Origin of the sequence: Sutcliffiella halmapala (assembly GCF_050107295.1) — a bacterium.
Lineage (GTDB): Bacteria > Bacillota > Bacilli > Bacillales > Bacillaceae_I > Sutcliffiella_A > Sutcliffiella_A halmapala_A.
The window spans coordinates 144,772-165,663 of record NZ_JBNIKR010000005.1; the positions used below are offsets into that span (position 1 = coordinate 144,772).

24 protein-coding genes and 1 riboswitch are annotated in these 20,892 nt (G+C 43.4%); of the genes, 20 read left to right on the forward strand and 4 right to left on the reverse strand.

Going from position 1 to position 20,892, the window contains the following annotated elements; genetic code table 11:
- Nucleotides 1–16: 16 nt before the first annotated feature.
- Complete coding sequence (locus ACQCT5_RS09900; protein ID WP_499641405.1) at nt 17–1,009, reverse strand: ABC transporter substrate-binding protein; 993 nt, start codon at nt 1,007–1,009, stop codon at nt 17–19.
- Between the two features lie 179 nt (nt 1,010–1,188).
- Here ACQCT5_RS09900 and ACQCT5_RS09905 point away from each other — a divergent pair, with 179 nt between their 5' ends.
- From ACQCT5_RS09905 to ACQCT5_RS09925, 5 genes are read left to right on the forward strand one after another with little or no spacing between them, the layout of a single operon-like run.
- Entirely contained in the window at nt 1,189–2,193 is a 1,005-nt protein-coding gene (locus ACQCT5_RS09905; protein WP_499641407.1) for a FecCD family ABC transporter permease, read from the forward strand.
- Nucleotides 2,190–3,245 (forward strand): FecCD family ABC transporter permease, encoded by a 1,056-nt coding sequence (locus ACQCT5_RS09910; protein ID WP_499641409.1) that lies wholly within the window; start codon nt 2,190–2,192, stop codon nt 3,243–3,245. Before ACQCT5_RS09905 ends, ACQCT5_RS09910 begins: the two co-directional genes overlap by 4 nt.
- Nucleotides 3,246–3,262: 17 nt before the next feature.
- The gene (locus ACQCT5_RS09915; protein ID WP_499641411.1) at nt 3,263–4,081 is read left to right on the forward strand and encodes an ABC transporter ATP-binding protein; all 819 of its coding nucleotides are present in this window, start codon (nt 3,263–3,265) and stop codon (nt 4,079–4,081) included.
- Complete coding sequence (locus tag ACQCT5_RS09920; protein ID WP_499641413.1) at nt 4,078–4,836, forward strand: IucA/IucC family C-terminal-domain containing protein; 759 nt, start codon at nt 4,078–4,080, stop codon at nt 4,834–4,836. The genes ACQCT5_RS09915 and ACQCT5_RS09920 overlap by 4 nt, the downstream gene beginning before the upstream one ends.
- Before the next feature lie 24 nt (nt 4,837–4,860).
- Nucleotides 4,861–5,115, forward strand: a complete 255-nt coding sequence (locus tag ACQCT5_RS09925) for a YusU family protein (RefSeq protein ID WP_386641020.1) — start codon at nt 4,861–4,863, stop codon at nt 5,113–5,115.
- Between the two features lie 281 nt (nt 5,116–5,396).
- Here ACQCT5_RS09925 and ACQCT5_RS09930 read toward each other — a convergent pair whose 3' ends face one another.
- Nucleotides 5,397–5,735, reverse strand: a complete 339-nt coding sequence (locus ACQCT5_RS09930; protein ID WP_499641415.1) for a spore coat protein — start codon at nt 5,733–5,735, stop codon at nt 5,397–5,399.
- A gap of 15 nt (nt 5,736–5,750) precedes the next feature.
- On the reverse strand, nt 5,751–6,038 hold the full coding sequence (locus ACQCT5_RS09935; RefSeq protein WP_499641417.1) for a hypothetical protein: 288 nt from the start codon (nt 6,036–6,038) through the stop codon (nt 5,751–5,753).
- Between the two features lie 290 nt (nt 6,039–6,328).
- Between ACQCT5_RS09935 and ACQCT5_RS09940 the strand changes: the two genes are divergently transcribed.
- Nucleotides 6,329–7,246, forward strand: a complete 918-nt coding sequence (locus ACQCT5_RS09940; RefSeq protein ID WP_499641419.1) for a proline dehydrogenase family protein — start codon at nt 6,329–6,331, stop codon at nt 7,244–7,246.
- Between the two features lie 46 nt (nt 7,247–7,292).
- On the opposite strand, the gene ACQCT5_RS09945 is transcribed toward ACQCT5_RS09940, so the two are convergent.
- Entirely contained in the window at nt 7,293–7,439 is a 147-nt protein-coding gene (locus ACQCT5_RS09945) for a YuzL family protein (RefSeq protein ID WP_499641421.1), read from the reverse strand.
- Nucleotides 7,440–7,654: 215 nt separating this feature from the next.
- Between ACQCT5_RS09945 and ACQCT5_RS09950 the strand changes: the two genes are divergently transcribed.
- The 14 genes from ACQCT5_RS09950 to ACQCT5_RS10015 all read left to right on the forward strand — a co-directional run bounded on the left by ACQCT5_RS09950 (nt 7,655) and on the right by ACQCT5_RS10015 (nt 20,887).
- Nucleotides 7,655–10,039 carry a 3-hydroxyacyl-CoA dehydrogenase/enoyl-CoA hydratase family protein gene (locus tag ACQCT5_RS09950; RefSeq protein WP_499641423.1) on the forward strand — a complete coding sequence of 795 codons (2,385 nt, stop codon included), beginning with the start codon at nt 7,655–7,657 and terminating at the stop codon, nt 10,037–10,039.
- A gap of 44 nt (nt 10,040–10,083) precedes the next feature.
- Entirely contained in the window at nt 10,084–11,262 is a 1,179-nt protein-coding gene (locus tag ACQCT5_RS09955; RefSeq protein ID WP_499641424.1) for an acetyl-CoA C-acetyltransferase, read from the forward strand.
- A gap of 27 nt (nt 11,263–11,289) precedes the next feature.
- Entirely contained in the window at nt 11,290–13,074 is a 1,785-nt protein-coding gene (locus ACQCT5_RS09960) for an acyl-CoA dehydrogenase FadE (protein WP_499641426.1), read from the forward strand.
- Nucleotides 13,075–13,429: 355 nt separating this feature from the next.
- The gene (locus ACQCT5_RS09965) at nt 13,430–13,786 is read left to right on the forward strand and encodes an arsenate reductase family protein (protein WP_499641428.1); all 357 of its coding nucleotides are present in this window, start codon (nt 13,430–13,432) and stop codon (nt 13,784–13,786) included.
- A gap of 73 nt (nt 13,787–13,859) precedes the next feature.
- Complete coding sequence (gcvH, locus tag ACQCT5_RS09970) at nt 13,860–14,243, forward strand: glycine cleavage system protein GcvH (RefSeq protein WP_417900785.1); 384 nt, start codon at nt 13,860–13,862, stop codon at nt 14,241–14,243.
- 62 nt (nt 14,244–14,305) lie between these two features.
- On the forward strand, nt 14,306–14,551 hold the full coding sequence (locus ACQCT5_RS09975) for a YusG family protein (RefSeq protein WP_499641430.1): 246 nt from the start codon (nt 14,306–14,308) through the stop codon (nt 14,549–14,551).
- 150 nt (nt 14,552–14,701) lie between these two features.
- On the forward strand, nt 14,702–15,049 hold the full coding sequence (locus ACQCT5_RS09980) for a toprim domain-containing protein (protein WP_386641049.1): 348 nt from the start codon (nt 14,702–14,704) through the stop codon (nt 15,047–15,049).
- Between the two features lie 27 nt (nt 15,050–15,076).
- Nucleotides 15,077–15,391, forward strand: a complete 315-nt coding sequence (locus ACQCT5_RS09985; protein WP_499641433.1) for a thioredoxin family protein — start codon at nt 15,077–15,079, stop codon at nt 15,389–15,391.
- A 100-nt stretch (nt 15,392–15,491) separates the two neighbouring features.
- Nucleotides 15,492–16,025, forward strand: coding sequence for a dihydrofolate reductase family protein (locus tag ACQCT5_RS09990; RefSeq protein ID WP_499641435.1), 534 nt, complete (start codon nt 15,492–15,494; stop codon nt 16,023–16,025).
- A gap of 160 nt (nt 16,026–16,185) precedes the next feature.
- Entirely contained in the window at nt 16,186–17,454 is a 1,269-nt protein-coding gene (locus tag ACQCT5_RS09995) for an MFS transporter (protein WP_499641437.1), read from the forward strand.
- Nucleotides 17,455–17,576: 122 nt separating this feature from the next.
- Complete coding sequence (locus ACQCT5_RS10000) at nt 17,577–17,897, forward strand: hypothetical protein (protein ID WP_499641438.1); 321 nt, start codon at nt 17,577–17,579, stop codon at nt 17,895–17,897.
- A gap of 103 nt (nt 17,898–18,000) precedes the next feature.
- Nucleotides 18,001–18,885: a diacylglycerol/lipid kinase family protein gene (locus tag ACQCT5_RS10005; RefSeq protein WP_499641440.1), complete on the forward strand. Its 885-nt coding sequence runs from the start codon at nt 18,001–18,003 to the stop codon at nt 18,883–18,885.
- 97 nt (nt 18,886–18,982) lie between these two features.
- A riboswitch (SAM riboswitch) is annotated at nt 18,983–19,097 on the forward strand.
- A 115-nt stretch (nt 19,098–19,212) separates the two neighbouring features.
- On the forward strand, nt 19,213–20,238 hold the full coding sequence (locus ACQCT5_RS10010; protein WP_499641442.1) for a methionine ABC transporter ATP-binding protein: 1,026 nt from the start codon (nt 19,213–19,215) through the stop codon (nt 20,236–20,238).
- The gene (locus ACQCT5_RS10015) at nt 20,231–20,887 is read left to right on the forward strand and encodes a methionine ABC transporter permease (protein WP_499641444.1); all 657 of its coding nucleotides are present in this window, start codon (nt 20,231–20,233) and stop codon (nt 20,885–20,887) included. Before ACQCT5_RS10010 ends, ACQCT5_RS10015 begins: the two co-directional genes overlap by 8 nt.
- The last annotated feature ends 5 nt before the right edge of the window (nt 20,888–20,892 follow it).

Genomic DNA, 20,892 nt, shown 5'->3' on the forward strand with positions numbered 1-20,892 from the left:
CTTTTTAAATAAATTCTTATTTTTCAAGAATGATTTTTTCGATGTCATCCAGCATCAGGTTAGCTGCGATTACACCACCTGCTGTATTCCATACTGCGTCACTTACTTCGTGTACGTTTCCGGCTTTTGCTACTTCAAGGTTTTTGAATAGAGGGTCTTCCAACCATTCTTCTTTAAGTTTTGTTGCGTCCCCTTCGCCAGTTTCAAAAGAGAAGTGGAATAGAACGTCTCCGTCCATTGCTGGGATTCTTTCTTTCGTTGCGTTCATTTCTGCAAAATCATTAACGTTTTGAGATTCCGGTCTAGCAAATCCTAATTGATCCAGGATAACACCTGAGAAAGAATCCTTGTGATAGATACGGACATCTCCAGCTGTAAAACGAACGATGGAAACTTCCTGTTGCAGTTTGTCGCCCTCTCCCGCTTCTTCACTGATGCTTGCAACTCGTGCATCGTAGTCATCCATTACTTTCTTGCCTTCTTCTTCTTTGTTCAATGCTTTTGAGTAAAGTGCAAAGTTTTCTTTCCAGTCACCTTTTAACGTTTCCGCGAAAACAGTTGGTGCAATAGCATTCAGTTGCTCGTAAACGTCCTCTTGACGAAGTTTGTTACCAATAATAAGGTCCGGTTGAAGAGCAGCGATTGCTTCCAGGTTTACTGCGCTTTCCGTTCCGACTACTTCTACGCCTTCCATATCAGATTTGATATGATCGTACCAAGTGTCGCCTAACCAAGATTGAACCGCTCCAACAGGTTTAACTCCCATTGCTAGAAGAGCTTCTGTTCCTTCGTTTGTTAAAATAACCACTTTTTCAGGCGTGCCTTTGATTTCAGCAGTTCCCATTGCATGTTCCACTGTGTAGGAAGTTTCTTCTTTTGGTGCATCTCCATTGCCTTCGTTATCTTTGCCCGCATTATTGTTTCCACTATTATTGCCGCATGCAGCAAGTATCAATGAAGTAACGATGCTTAATAAAAATAGTGTGAAAATCTTTTTGTTCTTAAACATTATGTAATTCCCCCGTTAATAGTGATAATGATTTTCATTTACAAATATGATATTACTGGGAATGAGAATGGTTGTCAATATATTTCTGAGAATGATTTTCAAAGTCATTGACACAATGAGTGTATTCTCCTAAACTTATAGTGGATATAAAAATGGTATATAGATAGAAGGTACTCATTATGTTATTACGGACAACAAGTCAAAAAATAATAGGGTTACTAGTGGGTTCTGTCCTATTATTTCTCTGTTTTGTTGCAAGCATTATTTATGGATATACAGATACAAGTCTTGGCTTGGCAATAGATGCATTCAGAAATTTCGATGGATCGAATGAACATATCATCGTTCAATCGGTAAGGCTGCCAAGAGCCATCATTGCCGCTATTGTTGGAGCGAGCTTGGCTTTATCCGGTTTATGGATGCAGGCTTTAACGAAAAACCCGCTGGCATCACCAGGGATCTTCGGAATCAACGCAGGCGCCAGTTTTTTCGTTGTTGTGGCGGTTTCCTTTTTTTCAGTTACATCATTACAAACGTATACATGGCTGGCATTCCTTGGTGCAGCCGTTGCTGCCTTTGCCGTTTATTTTATCGGCTCGATCGGTCGCGAGGGTCTGACCCCGATGAAGCTGACGCTTGCTGGCGCCGCTTTTGCCGCGATGTTCTCTTCCCTGACTCAGGGACTATTGGTAGTCAATGAAACTGCACTCGATCAGGTACTGTTCTGGCTAGCCGGATCTGTCCAAGGGCGCAAGCTGGATGTTGTCACTGCAGTAGGCCCATATATTACCGTTGCATTCATCGCCTCCTTTTTCATAGGCAAAAAAATGAACCTGTTGGCAATGGGAGATGATGTGGCAACCAGTCTGGGAGTCAAAACGGGACTGGTGAAGCTTGTTGCCGCTGTCGTTATTATTTTATTGGCCGGCGGTTCCGTGGCGATAGCAGGGCCGATTGTGTTCATTGGAATTGTCATCCCGCATGTTGCAAGATATTTTGTTGGAACGGACCATCGCTGGCTTGCTCCGTATTGCACAATTTTAGGGGCGATCCTACTGTTGGTGGCAGATATTGGAGCACGTTACGTCATCATGCCTCAAGAAGTTCCTGTTGGTGTCATGACGGCCATTGTTGGAACTCCATTCTTCATCTATATCGCGAGAAGGGGGTTCCATGGCAAATGAAAAAGTATAAAACATTCAGGCTTGGACAAAGGTCGGTTTCATTCTTTATCGATAAAAAAGCGATGCTTGCAATTTTGGGATTAGCCTTATCGGTAATTGCCCTGTTTATTATCAGCACTGGAATGGGGGACATGAAAATCTCCCCCTGGAATGTGGTGAAGGTGTTTTTCGGATATGGAGATCAAATGGAGACGCTTGTGGTACAATCGTTTCGGTTACCGAGAATCATCATTGCTCTTTTAGTGGGAATTTCCCTTGCGGTTGCCGGCGCCATTTTACAAGGCATAATTCGGAACCCGCTAGCATCTCCTGATATTATAGGCTTAACGGGTGGTGCTTCCACTGCGGTTGTCCTTTTTCTGGCATTATTCAGTGACGGTAATAATTCATTGACCGTCAGTATTCAATGGCTGCCATTAAGCGCCTTTATCGGTGCAACGGCGATTGCCATCGTGGTCTATACCCTTTCGTGGAAAAATGGTCTTTCTCCCGTTCGCCTTGTGCTGATCGGAATTGGAATTTCCACGCTGATGCAAGCACTTACGACCCTATTTATGATACTTGGCCCGATCTACCGCGCAAGCCAGGCAAATATATGGATTACCGGAACTGTTTACGGTTCCAACTGGGATCACGTGAAAATCCTTCTTCCATGGACGTTATTACTTTTACTAGTAAGCATCATGGTAGTAAGGCATCTGAATATTCAAGAGCTTGGGGATGAAATTGCCACTGGTGTTGGTGGAGCTGTTCATAAACATAGGATGGGACTTTTATTCCTTAGTACAGCATTGACCGGAGGAGCGGTTGCATTTGCAGGGGGAATCGGATTTGTCGGACTGATGGCTCCTCATATCGCACGCAGGCTGGTTGGCTCCTCTTTTGGAGTATTGATTCCAACTTCAGCATTGATCGGTGCATTCCTGGTCATGCTGGCGGACTTGATCGGAAGAACCATGTTCTCGCCACTTGAAATCCCTGCCGGCGTATTTACAGCATCCATCGGCGCACCATACTTTATCTATCTGCTTTATAAAACGAGAAACGCTTAACGAAAGGTGGAATATATATGAACGCATTAGAAACTAAGTCCCTGACATTATCCTATGGTGATTCCATTATTATTGAGGAATTGGACCTGAATATCCCAAAAGGGGAAATTACCGTATTCATTGGAGGGAATGGTTGCGGGAAGTCCACTCTACTTCGTTCATTAGCTCGTTTGTTAAAGCCTGCTGACGGGAATGTGCTCCTGGAAGGAAAAGCGATCTCCAAGCAGTCGACAAAGGAAATCGCAAAACAGCTTGCTATCTTGCCGCAGGGGCCGGTCGCACCGGAAGGATTATCCGTCCTTCAGCTCGTGAAGCAAGGCAGATATCCATACCAGTCTTGGCTTAAGCAATGGTCCGATCATGATGAAAAAGTCGTATGGGATTCCCTTCGTGCAACAGGGATGGAGGAATTGGCAGAACGTACAGTCGATTCCCTGTCAGGCGGGCAGCGCCAAAGAGCGTGGATCGCGATGACACTTGCACAGGAAACCGATGTCATCCTGCTCGATGAACCGACTACCTATTTGGACATGACACATCAGATTGAAATATTGGATCTTTTGTTTGAATTGAATGAAAAAGAAAATCGTACGATCATCATGGTCCTGCATGACCTGAACCTGGCTTGCCGCTATGCTCATCATATTGTTGCCATTCGTGACAAACAAATTTATGCTCAAGGGAAACCTGAGGAAGTCATCAACTGTGATCTTGTGAAAAATGTCTTTGATATGAGCTGCCAGGTTACCACTGATCCGCTTTTCGGTACACCACTATGCATCCCGCATGGCAGAGGTCGATGCATCGTACCAAATCTGGAAGGGCTAAGGGCATGAGGATAGAAACAACAAGCCTCAAACAAGCTGAACAGAGGTTTTTGGAGGAAAATGGACGATTGGTGGTAGGCCAGTCTTCATCCCGGAATTCGGTGAAGCTTTCCTCGTTATTGGAAGAGGGAGCGGTTCATCTCTATCTGGATACGATAAGGGAAAATCTTGGCACAGATAAGAATGACGTTGCTGCATCTTTGATGATGAAAAGACTCGGTTTTCTTGCAGTCAATTGCTTCATGAGTATGTCAGCTTTTAATAAGACCCTGCAAATTGACCCGGAGAATATTTGGCTGGATTCCTTCTATGACAAAGGGACTTGGCTACCAAAGATTCGATTCACTGAACTTGAAGTGGAGGAGGCTCCATCAAAAGGTCGTAGTGATTGGAGAACAAGGCATCTTAGTTCTCTTTTCCAGGGGCTGTTTGTTCCGTTAATCGAGCAAGTTGCGAAAGAAGCGAAAATTTCAAGGCAGACCTTATGGGAAAATGTCATGGTCTATGTGTACTGGCTGTATGAAACGGTCCTGCCGAAATTGGATGTGACTGAACATGCAACGGAAGATTTTCAGGCTCTCTTGGATGCACCTGCCTCTTTATTCGGAATGAACCGGAATCCAGGAGCAACCTTCTATAGTGAGAAAGTGTATGTGGAGAAGCATCAAGCGAAAATAAGGGTGAGAAAAACATGCTGCTTCTATTACCAGACGAATACTTCTGGAGCGCGATGTTCAACCTGTCCACTCGAATGCAAAGTCTAGAGAGCAAGGTGAGGAGGAAATTCGATGAATGAAAAATTGGAGCAACAGCTTGATGGATTGCTTGAAAAATATACGGAGCTTCTTTTAGGGGAGTGCTCGGATGAACAAAAGGAGAACGTCAAGGCCTGGGTACTCTATACCTACATCGCAAAGTCCATGCCACCATTGGTAAAGCACTGGAACGAGCAATACCCAGATGCCAAGCAGGACATGATGACCCTGATCAAAGAAATCAAAGAATTGAATGATGCTCATCGTGCGGGTAGCGCGAAAAAATAGGACCGTCTTCCTTATCGGGAGAGGGTTCTTTTTAGTAGGTGCTGTTAGCGAAGAGGTAGCTATTGTTCGGGTGAAAAATTGGTTAAAAATGTAAAGTGGACGGAATATGAAATAGTTTGGACAGATTAATGCGCTTTTTGGATAGATTATAGTAAGTTTCCGACAGAATAATGCATGGACCCGACAGAATACACGTCAAAGTGGACAGATTAATACAAAATAGGTACGGAAGCATTCAATCTAAAAAGAAAAAAGCAGCATCCATCGCTGCTTTTCCTCACTTATTGCATCATGCCGTTATTTCCATAAGGAAACTGGTTCGTATAGCCCTGAAATTGCTGGTATTGCTGCTGAAGCTTTTGTTGATCGGCCTGTTCCAAGGCATACCAGCCCTTCTGGAACATAAGGTTGTACAATTCACGCTGGCAGTTCTGGGTTTCATTGAAGATTGCCAGTAAATCCGTATAGATTTGCTGATTGCTTGCTTCATTAAGCGCTGTGCTGTAGGAAGCGGTCATATATTTTTCCGTTGCGAGCATATCATTGATGAAATCACGGTCATTCATTTGCGGCGTTTTTGCTACTTGTGACTCCGGGTTTTGAATCTTCTGCTGGTTCATTAGGATTCCCCTCCTTTATTGAAGTGGCGATTGTTGTTGTTGCATTTGATTTTGGCCTTGAACATGGGATAGTACTTTCTGGTAATGGCGCTGATGCATTTGCCCGGCCTTTTCAATGGCCTGCACCACTTCCTGGTCCTGACATTGACTTGCAAAGAAATGTGCCTTTTTCATCGCAAGCAGATTCCAAGAAAGCATATCTGCAAAATATAATGAGTCTTTAATAGTGACAACGGCTGGGGGCTGTGGATAATAGCCTGTCTGCTGCGCAGTTGATGGCTGCTGTTGCTGTTGTTGTTGCATACAACGACCTCCTGATTTTCAATATCACTTGTATAATGTCCCAATTCAGCATTTCTATGTACGATACCATTTCTTTGTTGAAAAATAGCTCCAATAATAAACGACATAAATAACTATTTCCCGACAAATATTTTGTATTCAAATTTTTAAAAAGGTGATAAAATGAGGATGTAATTTAAATTGTCGCAAGAGTTGAAAGCGTTTCCTGAGTTTTTCAGAATAATTTTACTAGGCTAACAGCAAAGGTTGATATAGAGAGAGCATCTAGAAGCAATGGGAGGAACAACATCATGGAACAAGTTATGCGCAATGCGTTTTTATTTTTATCAAAGAATAAAGCGTTAACAAAAATGGCGAGAAAATATGGCTTGCGATTCGGAGCAGGGCGATTTGTAGCCGGGGAAAGAATTGATCAGGCAGTTCAATGCATCAAGGAATTAAACGAAAAAAATCTGTGTGTGACCATTGATTATCTTGGTGAATTCATTGATACGGAGCAGGAAGCTAATGAGATGGCTGACAACAGCATCGAAGCGATCCGTGCTATCGGAAGAGAAAAGCTTGATTCTCAGCTATCATTAAAAATGACCTCAATGGGTCTGGACATTTCCGATGAGATTGTCATGAATAATATGCGCAGAATCCTGACTGCGGCCAATGAAAACGGTGTATTTGTCACCATTGATATGGAAGACTACTCCCGTTGCGGCAAGACAATTGAAATCTTCAAAAGGCTGAAGGAAGAATTCGATAATGTAGGAACGGTTATCCAGGCTTACCTTTTCCGTACGGTTACGGATATCGAGGACTTGAATCAATACAATCCAAATCTTCGTCTGGTAAAGGGAGCATACAAGGAATCACCAAATGTTGCTTTTCCTGAAAAGAAGGATGTAGACGACAACTTCAAAAAAATCATTGAAATGCATCTTTTGAACGGCAACTACACCGCAGTGGCCACGCATGATGATGCAATGATCGAGTTTACAAAAGAATTGGTGAAAAAGCACAATATCCCAAATGATCAATTTGAATTCCAGATGCTTTATGGAATCCGTCCGGAAAGACAATTAGAGCTTGTAAAAGAAGGCTACAAAATGCGCGTTTATGTACCATACGGAACAGATTGGTACGGCTACTTCATGCGCCGCCTGGCAGAGCGTCCAGCGAATGTGGCATTCGTATTAAAAGGTATGATTAAGAAATAATAATCAAGGAGGAAAAGCAGTGATCGGTGCTTTTCCTTTTTTTTGTTCAGTCCTCCATATTGGCCTTCCCGTACTGTTGGTTGTTACTGGTCTTCTTGCCTCGATAGTCCATTTCCACTGTCGGACCTGAATTTCCTTTCACGCTTGCTGCACTTTTAGCCGCATGTGAGGGCTGCTTTTTCATCTTTGCCATTCATATCACCTCCGTATCAGTATTTTTACCCGCACCGTGAAAACAATCAGCAAAATAAAATGGAAAAACCTTATTTATTTATTGCGAAAATTCTATAAATACTTTATTATTGAAATCAAAGGAACTCTTGTAAAGGAGATATTTTTTTGCAGTAAAAATGAATGAGTATTCATTCAACAAATGAAATCAAATTCAACTATCAAGGGGGAGGAAGAATGAAACATAGTATTAAAAAGGCTGCTGTCATCGGATCTGGTGTAATGGGGTCCGGAATTGCGGCACATTTAGCAAACGTTGGTATTCCTACAATCTTGTTAGATATCGTTCCTAACAAACTAACGAGTGAAGAAGAGCAAAAGGGCTTAACACTCTCTGATAAAGCGGTACGTAATAAATATACGAGCACAGCGCTACAAAAATTACTCAAACAAAAACCGGCACCACTTACAAGCAAATCAAATCTGCAATTAATCGAAGCAGGCAACCTGGAAGATGACATCGCAAAAATCGCAGAATGTGACTGGGTGATCGAGGTCATCGTGGAAAACCTGGAAATCAAAAAGCAATTGTTCGAAAAAGTGGATGCTCATCGTAAGCAGGGGAGCATCATCAGCTCCAACACTTCAGGTATTAGCGTTGAAGCAATGGCAGAAGGACGCTCGGATGATTTTAGAAAGAACTTCCTTGGTACACACTTTTTCAATCCACCACGCTACTTGAAATTATTAGAGGTCATTCCGACACAGGATACAGACCCTGAAGTGGTAAGCTTTATCAAGAAATTCGGAGAGGATGTCCTTGGCAAAGGAATTGTGCTTGCAAAAGATACACCAAATTTTATTGCCAATAGAATCGGAACATACGGTTTGCTTGTTACCGTGAAGCAAATGCTTGAAGGCGGCTACAGTGTCGGAGAGGTTGATTCTGTCACAGGTCCTGCAATAGGAAGACCGAAAAGTGCGACATTCCGTACATTGGATGTAGTGGGACTTGATACATTCATCCACGTTGCAAACAATGTATTCGACAAGGTAGAGGGTGCAGAGAAGGAAGTTTTCCAAGTACCTGATTTTATGAGGAAAATGCAGGCGAACGGCTGGCTTGGAAGTAAATCCGGGCAAGGATTCTATCTGAAGCAAGGGAAAGAGATCCTTGAGCTGAATGCTGAGACATTTGAATATGAGCAAAGAAAAAAATTGAAAACGCCAGCCTTGGAAATGAGCAAGCAGGCAAAAGGCTACAGCAATAAAATGAAAGCGCTTGTATACGCAGACGATCGTGCAGGTAATCTTCTGTGGAGTATTCTTGCTCCGGTTCTCAGCTATTCTGCAGAACTGCTTGGGGAAATTGCGGATGATATTGTGGCAATCGACCAGGCGATGAAGTGGGGCTTCGGCTGGGACCATGGACCTTTTGAGACATGGGATGCAATCGGTGTCGAAGAGTCCGTAATGAAAATGAAGGTAGATGGCATTCCGGTTCCAAAATGGGTTGACGAGCTTTTGGCAAATGGCCACCGCAGCTTCTACAAAAAAGACAACGGAACCACCTCCTATTATGAAAATGGAACATACAAGGCTATGGAAGTGAACAAAAAGGTTGTTCACCTTAAAACATTAAAAGAGACAAATGGAGTCATCAAAAAGAACTCCGGTGCAAGCCTGATCGATATTGGGGATGATATTGCACTTTTGGAATTCAATTCACCTAATAATGCAATCGGGTTGGATATCATCCAAATGGTAAACTATGCGATAGATGAAGTGGATAAGAATTATAAAGGGCTTGTCATTGGGAACCAGGGCAAGAACTTCTGCGTAGGGGCAAACCTTGCAATGATCCTGATGGAAGCGCAAGATGACAACTACTTCGAGATCGATATGGTGGTAAAGCACTTCCAGCAAGCGATGATGAAAATCAAATACAGTCCAAAGCCGGTAGTCGCTGCACCATTCGGCATGACACTCGGCGGCGGAACGGAAATCTGCCTACCAACAAGCCAGCTTCAGGCTTCCAGCGAAACGTATATGGGACTTGTTGAAGTGGGAGTTGGACTCATCCCTGGTGGAGGCGGAAACAAAGAGCTGTATATCAAGCACTTGAACAGCATGCCAGAGGGATTGGACTATGACCTGCAAAAAGTGGCAAACAAGGTGTTCGAGCAGATTGCAACTGCAAAGGTATCCACATCAGCTGCAGAAGCGAGAGATCTGCACCTGCTGAATAATAAAGATCAGATCAGCTTTAACGGCGATCATCTCATACACGATGCAAAGCAGGCGGCGCTTCATCTGTTTGAAGCAGGCTACACACCGCCAGTACGAAAAAAGATTCCAGTGACAGGGGATACAGGCTATGCAACATTGATGCTTGGTGCATATAACATGCAGTATTCAGGCTTCATCTCTGAGCATGACCTGAAAATCGCCAAAAAACTTGCACATGTCATAGCTGGCGGTAATGTACCATATGGCACAGAAGTAGATGAGCAGTACCTATTGGATCTTGAGCGCGAAGCATTCCTGAGCCTTGTAGGGGAAGCGAAATCCCAGCAGCGTATGCAACACATGCTTGTAAAAGGAAAACCATTACGCAACTAATTTTTCATAGAATACTAAACTACAAGAAAAGCGAGGGGAGCACTTTGAAAGAAGCGGTGATAGTTGCTGGTGCTAGAACACCAGTAGGCAGAGCGAAAAAAGGATCTTTAGCTACAGTAAGACCAGACGATCTAGGAGCATTGGTAGTAAAAGAAACATTAAGAAGAGCCGGCAATTACGATGGGCCAATCGATGACCTCATCTTCGGATGTGCGATGCCGGAAGCGGAGCAAGGATTGAACATGGCAAGAAATATCGGTGGTTTGGCAGGACTTCCTTCCAGTGTCCCGGCCATCACCATTAACAGATATTGCTCTTCAGGGCTACAAACGATCGCCTATGCAGCAGAGCGAATCATGCTTGGCCATTCCGAAAGCATCATTGCAGGCGGAGCGGAATCCATGAGCATGGTGCCGATGGTCGGCCACACGGTGCGTCCGAACGTAAGACTTGTTGATTCAGCTCCAGAGTATTACATGGGTATGGGGCACACAGCGGAGCAGGTTGCGTCCAAATATGGCGTAAGTCGTGAAGACCAGGATGCATTTGCAGTGAGAAGCCATGAGAGGGCGGCAAGAGCGATCCAGGAAGGGAAGTTTGTCGACGAAATCGTTCCGGTTGATGTAGCCGTTCGAAAAGTTGGCGCTAATCACAAGCTGCAGGAATCCAGCTTCACCTTCAGCCAGGATGAAGGGGTAAGAGCAGGAACAACGATGGATGTTCTTGCCAAGCTTCGTCCGGCGTTTAATGTAAGAGGGTCAGTCACAGCCGGTAACTCTTCACAAACAAGTGATGGAGCTGCATCCGTACTTGTTATGGAAAGGGAAAGAGCAGAGGCTTTGGGCTTGAAGCCAATAGCAAAATTCCGTTCCTTTGCAGTTGGAGGGGTTCCACCGGAAGTGATGGGTATCGGACCGGTAGTCGCGATTCCAAAAGCATTAAAGCTTGCTGGACTCGAGCTTTCCGATATCGGATTGCTTGAACTGAACGAGGCCTTTGCTTCCCAGGCGATCCAGGTTATGCGTGAGCTTGGGCTTGATGAAGATAAGGTGAATGTAAATGGTGGTGCCATTGCACTCGGTCATCCACTCGGTTGTACGGGATCTAAATTAACACTGACGCTGCTTCACGAAATGAAGCGACGCAACGAGCAGTTCGGAATTGTCAGCATGTGTATCGGCGGCGGTATGGGTGCTGCCGGCGTGTTCGAATTATTAGCATAGAAAAACCATTTCAAGGAGGAAAATGATATGTCAAATACATTAGAAAATGTAGTCAAAGGCGGAAGCTTTCTACTGGATGATATTGCGGCTGAAAAAGTGTTCACACCTGAGGACTTCACAGATGAGCATAAATTGATTGCCAAAACGACGGAAGATTTTGTGGTAAATGAAGTGGTCCCGAATCTGGAGCAGATCGAGCACCATAACTTCGATATCTCTGTAAAGCTTTTGAAAGAAGCTGGAGAGCTTGGACTTTTAGGTGCGGATGTACAGGAGGAATACGGCGGATTCGGGTTGGATAAAATCAGTTCTTCCCTCATCACGGAAAAATTCTCAAGAGCGGGCGGATTCTCTTTATCCTACGGAGCACATGTAGGAATCGGTTCTCTGCCAATCGTCCTCTTCGGAAATGAAGACCAAAAGCAGAAATATTTGCCTAAGCTAGCATCTGGTGAATTATTGGCAGCCTATGCTTTGACAGAGCCTGGTTCCGGTTCTGATGCACTTGGAGCAAAAACAACTGCTAAATTGAATGCAGAAGGCACTCACTATGTGCTGAACGGTGAAAAGCAGTGGATTACCAATGCAGGCTTTGCAGATGTGTTTGTTGTCTATGCAAAAGTGGATGGCGAGCACTTCTCCGCCTTCATCGTGGAACGTGAGTATGATGGAGTGTCCACTGGACCGGAAGAAAAGAAAATGGGAATCAAAGGCTCTTCCACTCGTACCTTAGTTTTGGAAGATGCGAAGGTTCCGAAAGAAAACCTGCTAGGTGAAATTGGCCGCGGCCACGTTATCGCATTCAATATCCTGAATATCGGCCGTTACAAATTGGCAGTAGGAACAGTTGGTGGCTCCAAGCGTGGAATCGAACTTGCTGCAACGTATGCCAACCAACGTCAGCAATTCAAAACGCCAATCGCCAAGTTCTCTTTAATCCAGGAGAAGCTGGCAAACATGGCAACAAAAACATATGCAACGGAAAGCTCCGTTTATCGTACAGTTGGTCTTTTTGAAGACAGCATGGGCCGTCTGACGAAGGAAGAAGAGAAAGATCCTAATGCTGTTGCAAAAGCAGTGGCTGAATATGCAATCGAGTGTTCCCTCAATAAAGTATTCGGTTCTGAAACACTTGATTATGTAGTGGATGAAGCGGTTCAAATCCATGGCGGCTACGGGTTCATGGCTGAATATGAAGTAGAAAGAATGTACCGTGATTCCCGTATCAACCGTATCTTTGAAGGGACAAACGAAATCAACCGCCTATTGGTTCCAGGCACATTTTTACGAAAAGCTTTAAAAGGGGAACTTCCACTGATCCAAAAAGCGCAAAGCCTACAGGAAGAACTGATGATGCTTATGCCTGAGGAAGTGGGCGATGGCGTTTTGGAGCAAGAAAAGTATCTTGTAAAGAACGCGAAGAAAATTGCCATTTTGATGACGGGCTTAGCTGCACAAAAATATGGCAAAGCGTTGGAAAGAGAACAAGAATTGCTCGTTAACATCGCTGATATCATCAGCAATGTCTACTCCATGGAGTCTGCAGTCCTTCGCACAGAAAAAGCGATTGCTAAATCCGGTGAAGAAAAGAGCAAGCAAAAGATTCTGTACACACAAGTATTCTGCCAGGAAGCATTCAACCAGATCGAAGCGGATGCAAAAGAAACATTGATTGCAGCAGAAACCGGCGACACACTGCGCATGATGCTTTCCGCACTTCGCAAATTCACACGCCACACACCAATCAATGTGGTAGCTAAAAAACGCGAAATCGCAGCTGCAGTATTGGATGCTCAGAAGTACACTGTATAATACTTTATAATATAGGCGCTTGGATTTCTCCAAGTGCTTTTTTTCTTTGCTAAGGAAGTGTAATATTTAATGTGAATACTAGCTGTTGATTGGAGCAATAGGCGGAAACTCCAGCGGGAGTTGCGTTTAGGGGAGACCCCACAGGCGAAGCCGAGGAGGCTCCACAAAACGCCCCTTGGGTCGCTGCGCCTAGTGCGGAAATCAACAGCGGTGTATTGTGTTGAATAATTTGAAGAAGGAAAAATGCAAAATAGGTCGAATAATAGAAAATAGCGTGTTGAAAATTAGGAGTAATCTTCGTCTTTGTGCTACAATATATGAGTAAATTCTTGTATGTAAGGTGGTGCAACAAGCAATGAATGTGACATTTTACTGGTATCCGAAATGCGGCACTTGCAGGAATGCAAAAAAGTGGTTAGAGCAGCATGATGTAGCACTGAATGAAGTACATATTGTTGAAAATCCGCCTTCCCGCCAAGAGCTGGAGGAACTATACAAGAAAAGCGGATTGGAACTGAAGAAGTTTTTCAACACCAGCGGCATGAAATACCGTGAACTTGGCTTGAAGGACAAACTGAAAACCATGTCTGAAGCTGAAATGCTGGATACATTGGCAACAGATGGCATGCTGATCAAACGCCCGATCACAACGGACGGCAGCATTGTGACTGTAGGTTTCAATGAAAAGCAGTTTGAAGACACCTGGAAATAAGAAAGCTCATTTCTTACCGCGAATTTTGCGGTATGAGTTCTAAATACTATCACTTTTATGGAGGTTAAGAATGATGAACACACCTAAAGAATTGCGCTATTCCGAAGAACATGAGTGGGTAAAAGTAGAAAGCGAAAAAGTACGCATTGGTATCACTGATTTTGCACAATCCGAGCTTGGAGATATCGTATTTGTGGAACTGCCTGAAGTTGGAGATGAAATCTCTGCTGACGAGCCGTTTGGAAGTGTAGAATCTGTTAAAACGGTTTCTGAACTTTACGCTCCTATCAGTGGGAAAGTAGTAGAAGTAAACGAAGACCTTAATGACAGCCCTGAGTTCGTAAACGAGTCCCCTTACGAAAAAGCGTGGATGATCGTTGTCGAGCCAACAGATGCAGGCGAAGTGGACAAGCTGATGACTGCTGAGCAGTACGAGGCAATGACAAAAGAAGACTAATAAAACACCATTCCGGGCACCATAAATTTAGCAGCCAATACAGTCTAAAAGGGTGATAAGGAATGACTTTGGATAATAAACGTTTAGACATCACAGATCGAGTTGTGGGGAAGTTGTCTGATCATGGATTTAACCTTTACGTGGAGAACGAATCCATCGGTCAGGTGACTTTCACGGAACAGGGGAACCAATATACGTTAAAAAACGGGTACGAACAGGAAGGAAGCCATATTTTCCAACAGGTTCAAGTACCGTCTGAAAAAGATGCCAAATATGTAGATTGCGACGACGAAAATGGGTGGTGTTAGCCATCGGTGGGGTTGGGACCTTATAAAGTTCCGCCCCTTTTTCTATTTACTGCACTTATATTCAATAAAAAGGGGAACATTCATAGTAAAGAGAATATGAATAGTATAAAGAATGACTGCTTTATACACTTTTAAGAACAGGTGATGGGTATGGAAATGATCGATGTAGACAAAATCATCATTGTCGAGGGGAAATCGGATAAAAAAAGGATTCAGCAGATTATCAATGAACCCGTTCATATCATATGTACAAATGGCACCATAAGTGTGACAAGATTAGACGAATTGATGGAAGATCTATATGATAAGGAAGTGTATATATTAGTGGACTCCGATGATTCGGGGGACAAACTGCGGAGGCTCTTCAAGCGGGAATTCCCGGAAGCGGAGCATCTCTATATCGATCGCATGTATCGGGAGGTAGCAAGCGCTCCCTATCAGCATATTGCGACTGTATTGCTAAGTGCAAATATCGATATTCATACACACTATTTATAATAAGCATTATGCAACGAGGATGAGGAAATGAAGGATTGGACAAAAGACCAGCTAATAGGGGAAATAGAGAAAGATCAGGTGGCAGTGGTGTACTTCTACACTCCCATGTGCGGAACATGCCAGGTAGCCAAGCGGATGCTTGAAGTGACAAAGGAGCTTTTTCCGACCTTTCAATATGGCATGCTCGATGTCAATTACATTCGGGAGCTTGCGATTCAATGGGAAATAGAAAGTGTTCCTTGCCTGATGATATTCAGAAACGGAACCATTCATGAAAAATTGTACGCATTCCACTCGGTAGAGCACCTCTTTATGCTATTTCAAAAATATAAGGATGAATAAAAAACACCTGTAGCAGGGTGTTTTTTATGTTTAAGTTTGAATTGCTGTTACAGGTAATTTATAATCAAGAACACCAGTTCGATTTAAGGAGGATTTATAAATGAGCAATCAAAGCAGAGTTCTTTTTTACGGAGCAATCAGTGTGGATGGCTACCTCGCACGAGAGGACCATTCATTAGACTGGCTGATCGGTACGGAAGGGGAGGAAGACACTACCTACCAGGAGTTCTACGACAGCATAGATATCATTGTGATGGGGCGTAAAACCTATGAACAAATACTGATACTTTCACCGGACGAGTTTCCGTATTCCGGAAAGGAATGCTATGTTTTCTCCCGTACTATGACAGGATCCAATGAGAACGTCACTTTCATCAATGAAGATGTAGCAGAATTCACCAAATCCTTGAAGAACAAACAAGATAAAAGAACATGGATTGTCGGTGGCGGCGAGGTACTGGACCCGATTATAAAAGATAAACTGGTGGATGAATTCATCATTCAGATTGCCCCTTCCATCATCGGTCGCGGTATCCCCTTGTTTATGCCAGGTGATCATGAAAACAGATTGAAGCTGTTGGATGTAAGACGCTACAAGCAATTTGCTGAAATGCACTATGAAACAATCCGATAAAAACAGTCGAAGGCAGGAAAACAGTAAAATGTTCCTGTCTTCTTTTATTTGATTTCGCCCCAAATGATGGACGTAACCAAGTAATTTTTCTCTTGCCATTTTTCAGAAAAAGGAGTAAATTTGTTTAGGGATACGAAATAAAAAACACAAGGGGCACAAGATGAAAAACTTTCGATGGCTTCAGTCATTTAAACAATATAACCGCAATATTCAATTGTTATTTATGGTGAATATCCTCACCCAGATAGGGTTGGGGATTTTCATGATCGTCTACAATTTCTACATCAGGGAGCTGGGATACAGCGAAACAGTGAACGGAAGCATGATTGCAATGGCTTCCTTGGCGGCAGCCATTATCCTCATTCCTGCAGGTATTTTGAGCGATAAGCTTGGCAGGCGTAGAATGATGATCTATGGAGTGCTGTTTACCGGCATCTTCATGCTTTTTCGGAGCATTTTTGAACTACAGTCACTCCTACTGATCAGTTCCTTCATTTCCGGGATTGCGATGGCATTTATCCAGGTTACAGGTGTACCGTGGCTTGCGGAAATCTCCACAAAGTCCGAAAGAGTCAAACTGTTCAGCTACCATTTCGCTGTGATGATGGGCGCGAATGTGGTCGGTAATCTCCTTGGAGGTACATTGACAGATTCATTCCTCCATCTTGTTGGATTAAGTCCAATCTGGAGCGTCAGGCTAACATTGCTGATAGGTAGCGTCATTTTCTTTATCGGTCTATTCCCACTACTTAAAACAACAGAAACGCCTAGAAAGTCAGAGAAGGCCGGATTTTCTTTAAAAGGTCTTTTCACCTCTATGCCTAAAGGCCAATTGAAGTTGATCATTATGTTTGCGGCTGCTCAGATCCTCATTGGGTTTGGGTCGGGGCTTGTCATTCCTTATCTCAATTTATATTTTTCGGATCGTTTCCATACTTCCAATTCCTCGATCGGGCTTGTACTGTCATTAGGTCAAGCGGTGACGGCAGTCGCCATGATCATCGGGCCCGCGTTGGTGAGGCGCGTAGGGGACATACGAGCAATCGTGATCCTTCAGCTATTGTCTCTTCCGTTTATGATGATAACGGCATTTACGCATAGCTTCTGGCTGGCCGCATTGGGCTTTCTATTCCGCCAGGCACTGATGAACGCAGCCAATCCTATCATTTCCTCCATGATGATGGAAAAAGTGGATGATAGGCTAAAGGGTTTTGCGAATTCCATCAGCCAGATGGTATTCTCTCTTGGTTGGGCTAGTATGGGTCCGGTTTCCATGACCATCGTCTTGATGTACGGGGATTATTGGGGTTATGCAATCGTGTTCTCCATTACTGCCGTCCTTTATTTGACAAGTTCGACTTACTTTTATTTGGCATTCAGAGGAAAATCGACGGCAACCTATCAAAAAGCAAGGCTTAAGACATCATAGATTGACATATTTCTTGGGAAATGAAACCTACCAAAAAAATAACCACGATATTTGTAGGAAAGCATGTGCAGGATTTCCCCCTTTTTTCATGAATATTGGTAGTATAAAAAGGGGGAAGCACAATGAAAAGCATGTTGGAGGCATTTCTAGATAGAGTTAGAACGAAAGCGCATATACTCGAAATATTGCCTGCCTATTCACTTACCTGTTGTTTGATATCAGAAAGTGACCGTTCGATATTTGTCATAAGCAGGGATAAAATAGAATTGATTGACAGCTTTGAATCTTTGGATATCAAGGTGGAAGGACCATCGGACATTCTTTGTGAACTCCTAAATGGAGCGGTAAAACTTACGAATGATAAACTGACTTTCCGGGGGAGCTTTCGCCAATTTCTTCTTCTGGATTCTCTTCTGATTCTATCTAAGGATGCCCAACTTTAAAGGTTGAAGCCGCTCTTCTGTCCCAAATAGAGGATAATGCTTTGATGCTAGCGAAATTGTTGTTTACAGAAATGTAGAAGCAGATGTGGAGCGGAGTGGTAATATGTATTATTTTATTGTGAACAAGACTTCGGGCAATGGAAAGGGCTCCGTTGTATGGAGTAAGGTTCAAAATCTCTTGGAAGCCAAGAGGGTTGATTATAAGGTTCTGTATACGGATGGGTCAGACCATGATGCTATGCTTGTGGAAAGCATCATCCATACGGATATTTCAGCCATAGTGGTAGTTGGTGGAGATGGAACGATCCATGGGGTAGCGAATTCAATAGCCAATAGGGGTGTGCCGATGGGAATAATTCCGGCGGGGTCCGGCAATGATTTTGCAAGAAGTCTGCAGATTCCAAAGCACCATAAAAAAGCGTTGAATCGAATACTGACGGGTAAAGTGAAAACAATGGATTTGGGTAGGGTCGGTCATGAATTTTTCATTACCATTGCCGGAATAGGATTTGATGGCAAAGTTGCCAAGGTAACGAACGAATCCAAGGTAAAGAAGCTGCTTAACAAATTGAACTTGGGCAGTTTATCTTACATATACAGTTTGATAAAAGTATTGTTTACATATGAACCTACCACAGCAACCATCAAAATAGATGAGGATATCCATCATTTCAAGGAAGTGTGGATGATTTCCGTTGCCAATCTTCCCTTTTATGGAGGAGGCATCAAAATATGTCCGGATGCTAGAGCGGATGATGGCTTACTGGATATCTGCGTTTTGCATGGAGTTAGCAGATGGGAGCTGTTGATGGTCTTCCCCAGAGCTTTTTCAGGGAAACATATTACCCATAAAAATGTTACGATGCTAAAAGGTAAAGACATCTTCATTGCACCGGAGAAAGAATTGGTCATTCAGTGTGATGGTGAGATTGTTGAGCAAAAAACGATTACTCTTACTGTGGAAAAAGAGGCTTTAAAAATTTTATAGTTTTTTTGTTTGACAGACCAATATCACCGTGATACGATAACACTCGTTACTTTAAAAATTATTTGATTTACCCAAATACTTAACTGAATATTGTTATCTCTTATCGAGAGAGGTGGAGGGACGTGCCCTATGAAACCCGGCAACCGTCAACAAGGAATTGTTGAAATGGTGCCAATTCACACAAAGCATACGATTGCTTTGATAGATGAGAGAAAGGACTTTTTTAATATTTAATCCTTTCTGCTCATTGCTGCAGAAAGGATTTTTTGTTTTCTATTAACTTGTGTGGGTAAGCTAAGAAAAGCTAGATAGAAGGAAGGTGTTCGTATGATCACATTACAGGGTGTAAAAAAGGTATTCCAAACGAGAAATGGAAAAGTTACCGCTGTGGATGATATAGATTTATCGATTAATCAAGGAGAAATTTTTGGCATCATCGGTTATAGTGGTGCAGGGAAAAGCACATTGATCCGGATGCTGAACGGATTGGAAACTCCAACAAGCGGAGTGGTGGATGTGGCTGGCCGTGATTTAGGCAAAGTCAGAGGCAGGCATCTCCGTGAGGCACGCCAGGAAATCAGCATGATTTTCCAGCATTTCAATCTGCTGTGGTCTAGAACGGTAAAAGAAAACATCGCATTTCCATTGGAGATTGCCGGTGTAAAGCGTGAAGAGAGAAACAAGCGTGTTGCTGAACTTGTGAAGCTGGTCGGCCTGGAAGGAAGAGAGGATTCTTATCCTGCACAGCTCAGTGGTGGACAGAAGCAGAGAGTAGGCATTGCCAGAGCGTTGGCAAATAACCCAAAGGTTCTTCTGTGTGACGAAGCAACATCAGCACTTGATCCACAAACAACAGATTCCATTTTGGAACTGCTGGTGGATATCAATAAGAGATTAAAACTGACGATCGTATTGATTACGCATGAAATGCATGTTATCAGGAAAATCTGTCACCGGGTAGCTGTAATGGAGGCTGGAAGAATCGTAGAGCAAGGAAATGTTCTAGAAGTATTCCGTAAGCCTGAACAACCGATTACAAAGCGCTTTGTGAAACAGGTTACGGAACCTGAGGAAACTCAGGAAACGATAGAGCATCTTTTGGCCGAGTTCCCACAAGGCAGAGTGATTCAGCTCACTTTCGTCGGGGCATCTGCCGAACAGCCTATCATCACGAATCTGATTCGCAAATTTGCAATAGACGTCAATATTTTGCAAGGGAAAATCTCTCAAACCCAAAATGGAGCCTATGGCACATTATTTGTCCACTTGGACGGCGAGGAATCAGAAGTGGATAGGGCGCTGACATACATTCGTGAACAGCAGGTGGAGTTGGAGGTGATGACGAATGTTTGAACGCGTTAACTGGGATAAGATGTACGATGCAACAATGGAAACACTTTATATGAGTAGTATCTCGGTTCTGATTACATTCTTCTTAGGGATTATTCTTGGTCTTTTATTATTTTTAACAGCTAAGGGAAACATATGGCAAAACAGATTCATCAATGGATTGGTAGCTGCCGTTGTTAATATTTTTCGTTCCATTCCGTTCGTTATCCTAATCGTATTATTGATTCCCTTTACAAGAACGATACTGGGTACTATTATCGGAGCGGATGCTGCATTGCCGGCCCTGATCATCGGAGCGGCACCCTTCTACGCTCGTATGGTGGAAATCGCGCTGAGGGAAATTGACAAAGGTGTGATTGAAGCGGCCCGTTCCATGGGGGCGAAAACCTCCGAAATCATTTGGAAAGTATTGCTTCCGGAATCGATGCCAGCCCTGGTTTCAGGGATAACGGTAACAGCGATCGCAATTGTAAGCTATACAGCAATGGCAGGCTTTGTCGGAGCTGGCGGGTTAGGAAATCTGGCCTTTCTTGATGGATTCCAGCGTAACAACTGGGATGTCACCTTTGTATGTACGATCATTATTTTAATTATTGTGTTTGTTATCCAATTTATTGGTGACTTTATAACAGCTAAATTAGACAAACGATAAGAAAG

What these genes read in the sequence shown, in the direction of transcription:
- ACQCT5_RS09940 (WP_499641419.1), top strand. Translation starts at nt 6,329, where the DNA reads ATGGAACAAGTTATGCGCAATGCGTTTTTATTTTTATCAAAGAATAAA.
- ACQCT5_RS09950 (WP_499641423.1), top strand. Translation starts at nt 7,655, where the DNA reads ATGAAACATAGTATTAAAAAGGCTGCTGTCATCGGATCTGGTGTAATG.
- ACQCT5_RS09945 (WP_499641421.1), bottom strand. Translation starts at nt 7,439, where the DNA reads ATGGCAAAGATGAAAAAGCAGCCCTCACATGCGGCTAAAAGTGCAGCA.
- ACQCT5_RS09960 (WP_499641426.1), top strand. Translation starts at nt 11,290, where the DNA reads ATGTCAAATACATTAGAAAATGTAGTCAAAGGCGGAAGCTTTCTACTG.
- ACQCT5_RS09995 (WP_499641437.1), top strand. Translation starts at nt 16,186, where the DNA reads ATGAAAAACTTTCGATGGCTTCAGTCATTTAAACAATATAACCGCAAT.
- ACQCT5_RS09935 (WP_499641417.1), bottom strand. Translation starts at nt 6,038, where the DNA reads ATGCAACAACAACAGCAACAGCAGCCATCAACTGCGCAGCAGACAGGC.
- gcvH (WP_417900785.1), top strand. Translation starts at nt 13,860, where the DNA reads ATGAACACACCTAAAGAATTGCGCTATTCCGAAGAACATGAGTGGGTA.
- ACQCT5_RS10000 (WP_499641438.1), top strand. Translation starts at nt 17,577, where the DNA reads ATGAAAAGCATGTTGGAGGCATTTCTAGATAGAGTTAGAACGAAAGCG.
- ACQCT5_RS09985 (WP_499641433.1), top strand. Translation starts at nt 15,077, where the DNA reads ATGAAGGATTGGACAAAAGACCAGCTAATAGGGGAAATAGAGAAAGAT.
- ACQCT5_RS09990 (WP_499641435.1), top strand. Translation starts at nt 15,492, where the DNA reads ATGAGCAATCAAAGCAGAGTTCTTTTTTACGGAGCAATCAGTGTGGAT.
- ACQCT5_RS09925 (WP_386641020.1), top strand. Translation starts at nt 4,861, where the DNA reads ATGAATGAAAAATTGGAGCAACAGCTTGATGGATTGCTTGAAAAATAT.
- ACQCT5_RS09910 (WP_499641409.1), top strand. Translation starts at nt 2,190, where the DNA reads ATGAAAAAGTATAAAACATTCAGGCTTGGACAAAGGTCGGTTTCATTC.
- ACQCT5_RS09965 (WP_499641428.1), top strand. Translation starts at nt 13,430, where the DNA reads ATGAATGTGACATTTTACTGGTATCCGAAATGCGGCACTTGCAGGAAT.
- ACQCT5_RS09920 (WP_499641413.1), top strand. Translation starts at nt 4,078, where the DNA reads ATGAGGATAGAAACAACAAGCCTCAAACAAGCTGAACAGAGGTTTTTG.
- ACQCT5_RS09975 (WP_499641430.1), top strand. Translation starts at nt 14,306, where the DNA reads ATGACTTTGGATAATAAACGTTTAGACATCACAGATCGAGTTGTGGGG.
- ACQCT5_RS09905 (WP_499641407.1), top strand. Translation starts at nt 1,189, where the DNA reads ATGTTATTACGGACAACAAGTCAAAAAATAATAGGGTTACTAGTGGGT.
- ACQCT5_RS09900 (WP_499641405.1), bottom strand. Translation starts at nt 1,009, where the DNA reads ATGTTTAAGAACAAAAAGATTTTCACACTATTTTTATTAAGCATCGTT.
- ACQCT5_RS10005 (WP_499641440.1), top strand. Translation starts at nt 18,001, where the DNA reads ATGTATTATTTTATTGTGAACAAGACTTCGGGCAATGGAAAGGGCTCC.
- ACQCT5_RS10010 (WP_499641442.1), top strand. Translation starts at nt 19,213, where the DNA reads ATGATCACATTACAGGGTGTAAAAAAGGTATTCCAAACGAGAAATGGA.
- ACQCT5_RS09930 (WP_499641415.1), bottom strand. Translation starts at nt 5,735, where the DNA reads ATGAACCAGCAGAAGATTCAAAACCCGGAGTCACAAGTAGCAAAAACG.
- ACQCT5_RS09980 (WP_386641049.1), top strand. Translation starts at nt 14,702, where the DNA reads ATGGAAATGATCGATGTAGACAAAATCATCATTGTCGAGGGGAAATCG.
- ACQCT5_RS10015 (WP_499641444.1), top strand. Translation starts at nt 20,231, where the DNA reads ATGTTTGAACGCGTTAACTGGGATAAGATGTACGATGCAACAATGGAA.
- ACQCT5_RS09915 (WP_499641411.1), top strand. Translation starts at nt 3,263, where the DNA reads ATGAACGCATTAGAAACTAAGTCCCTGACATTATCCTATGGTGATTCC.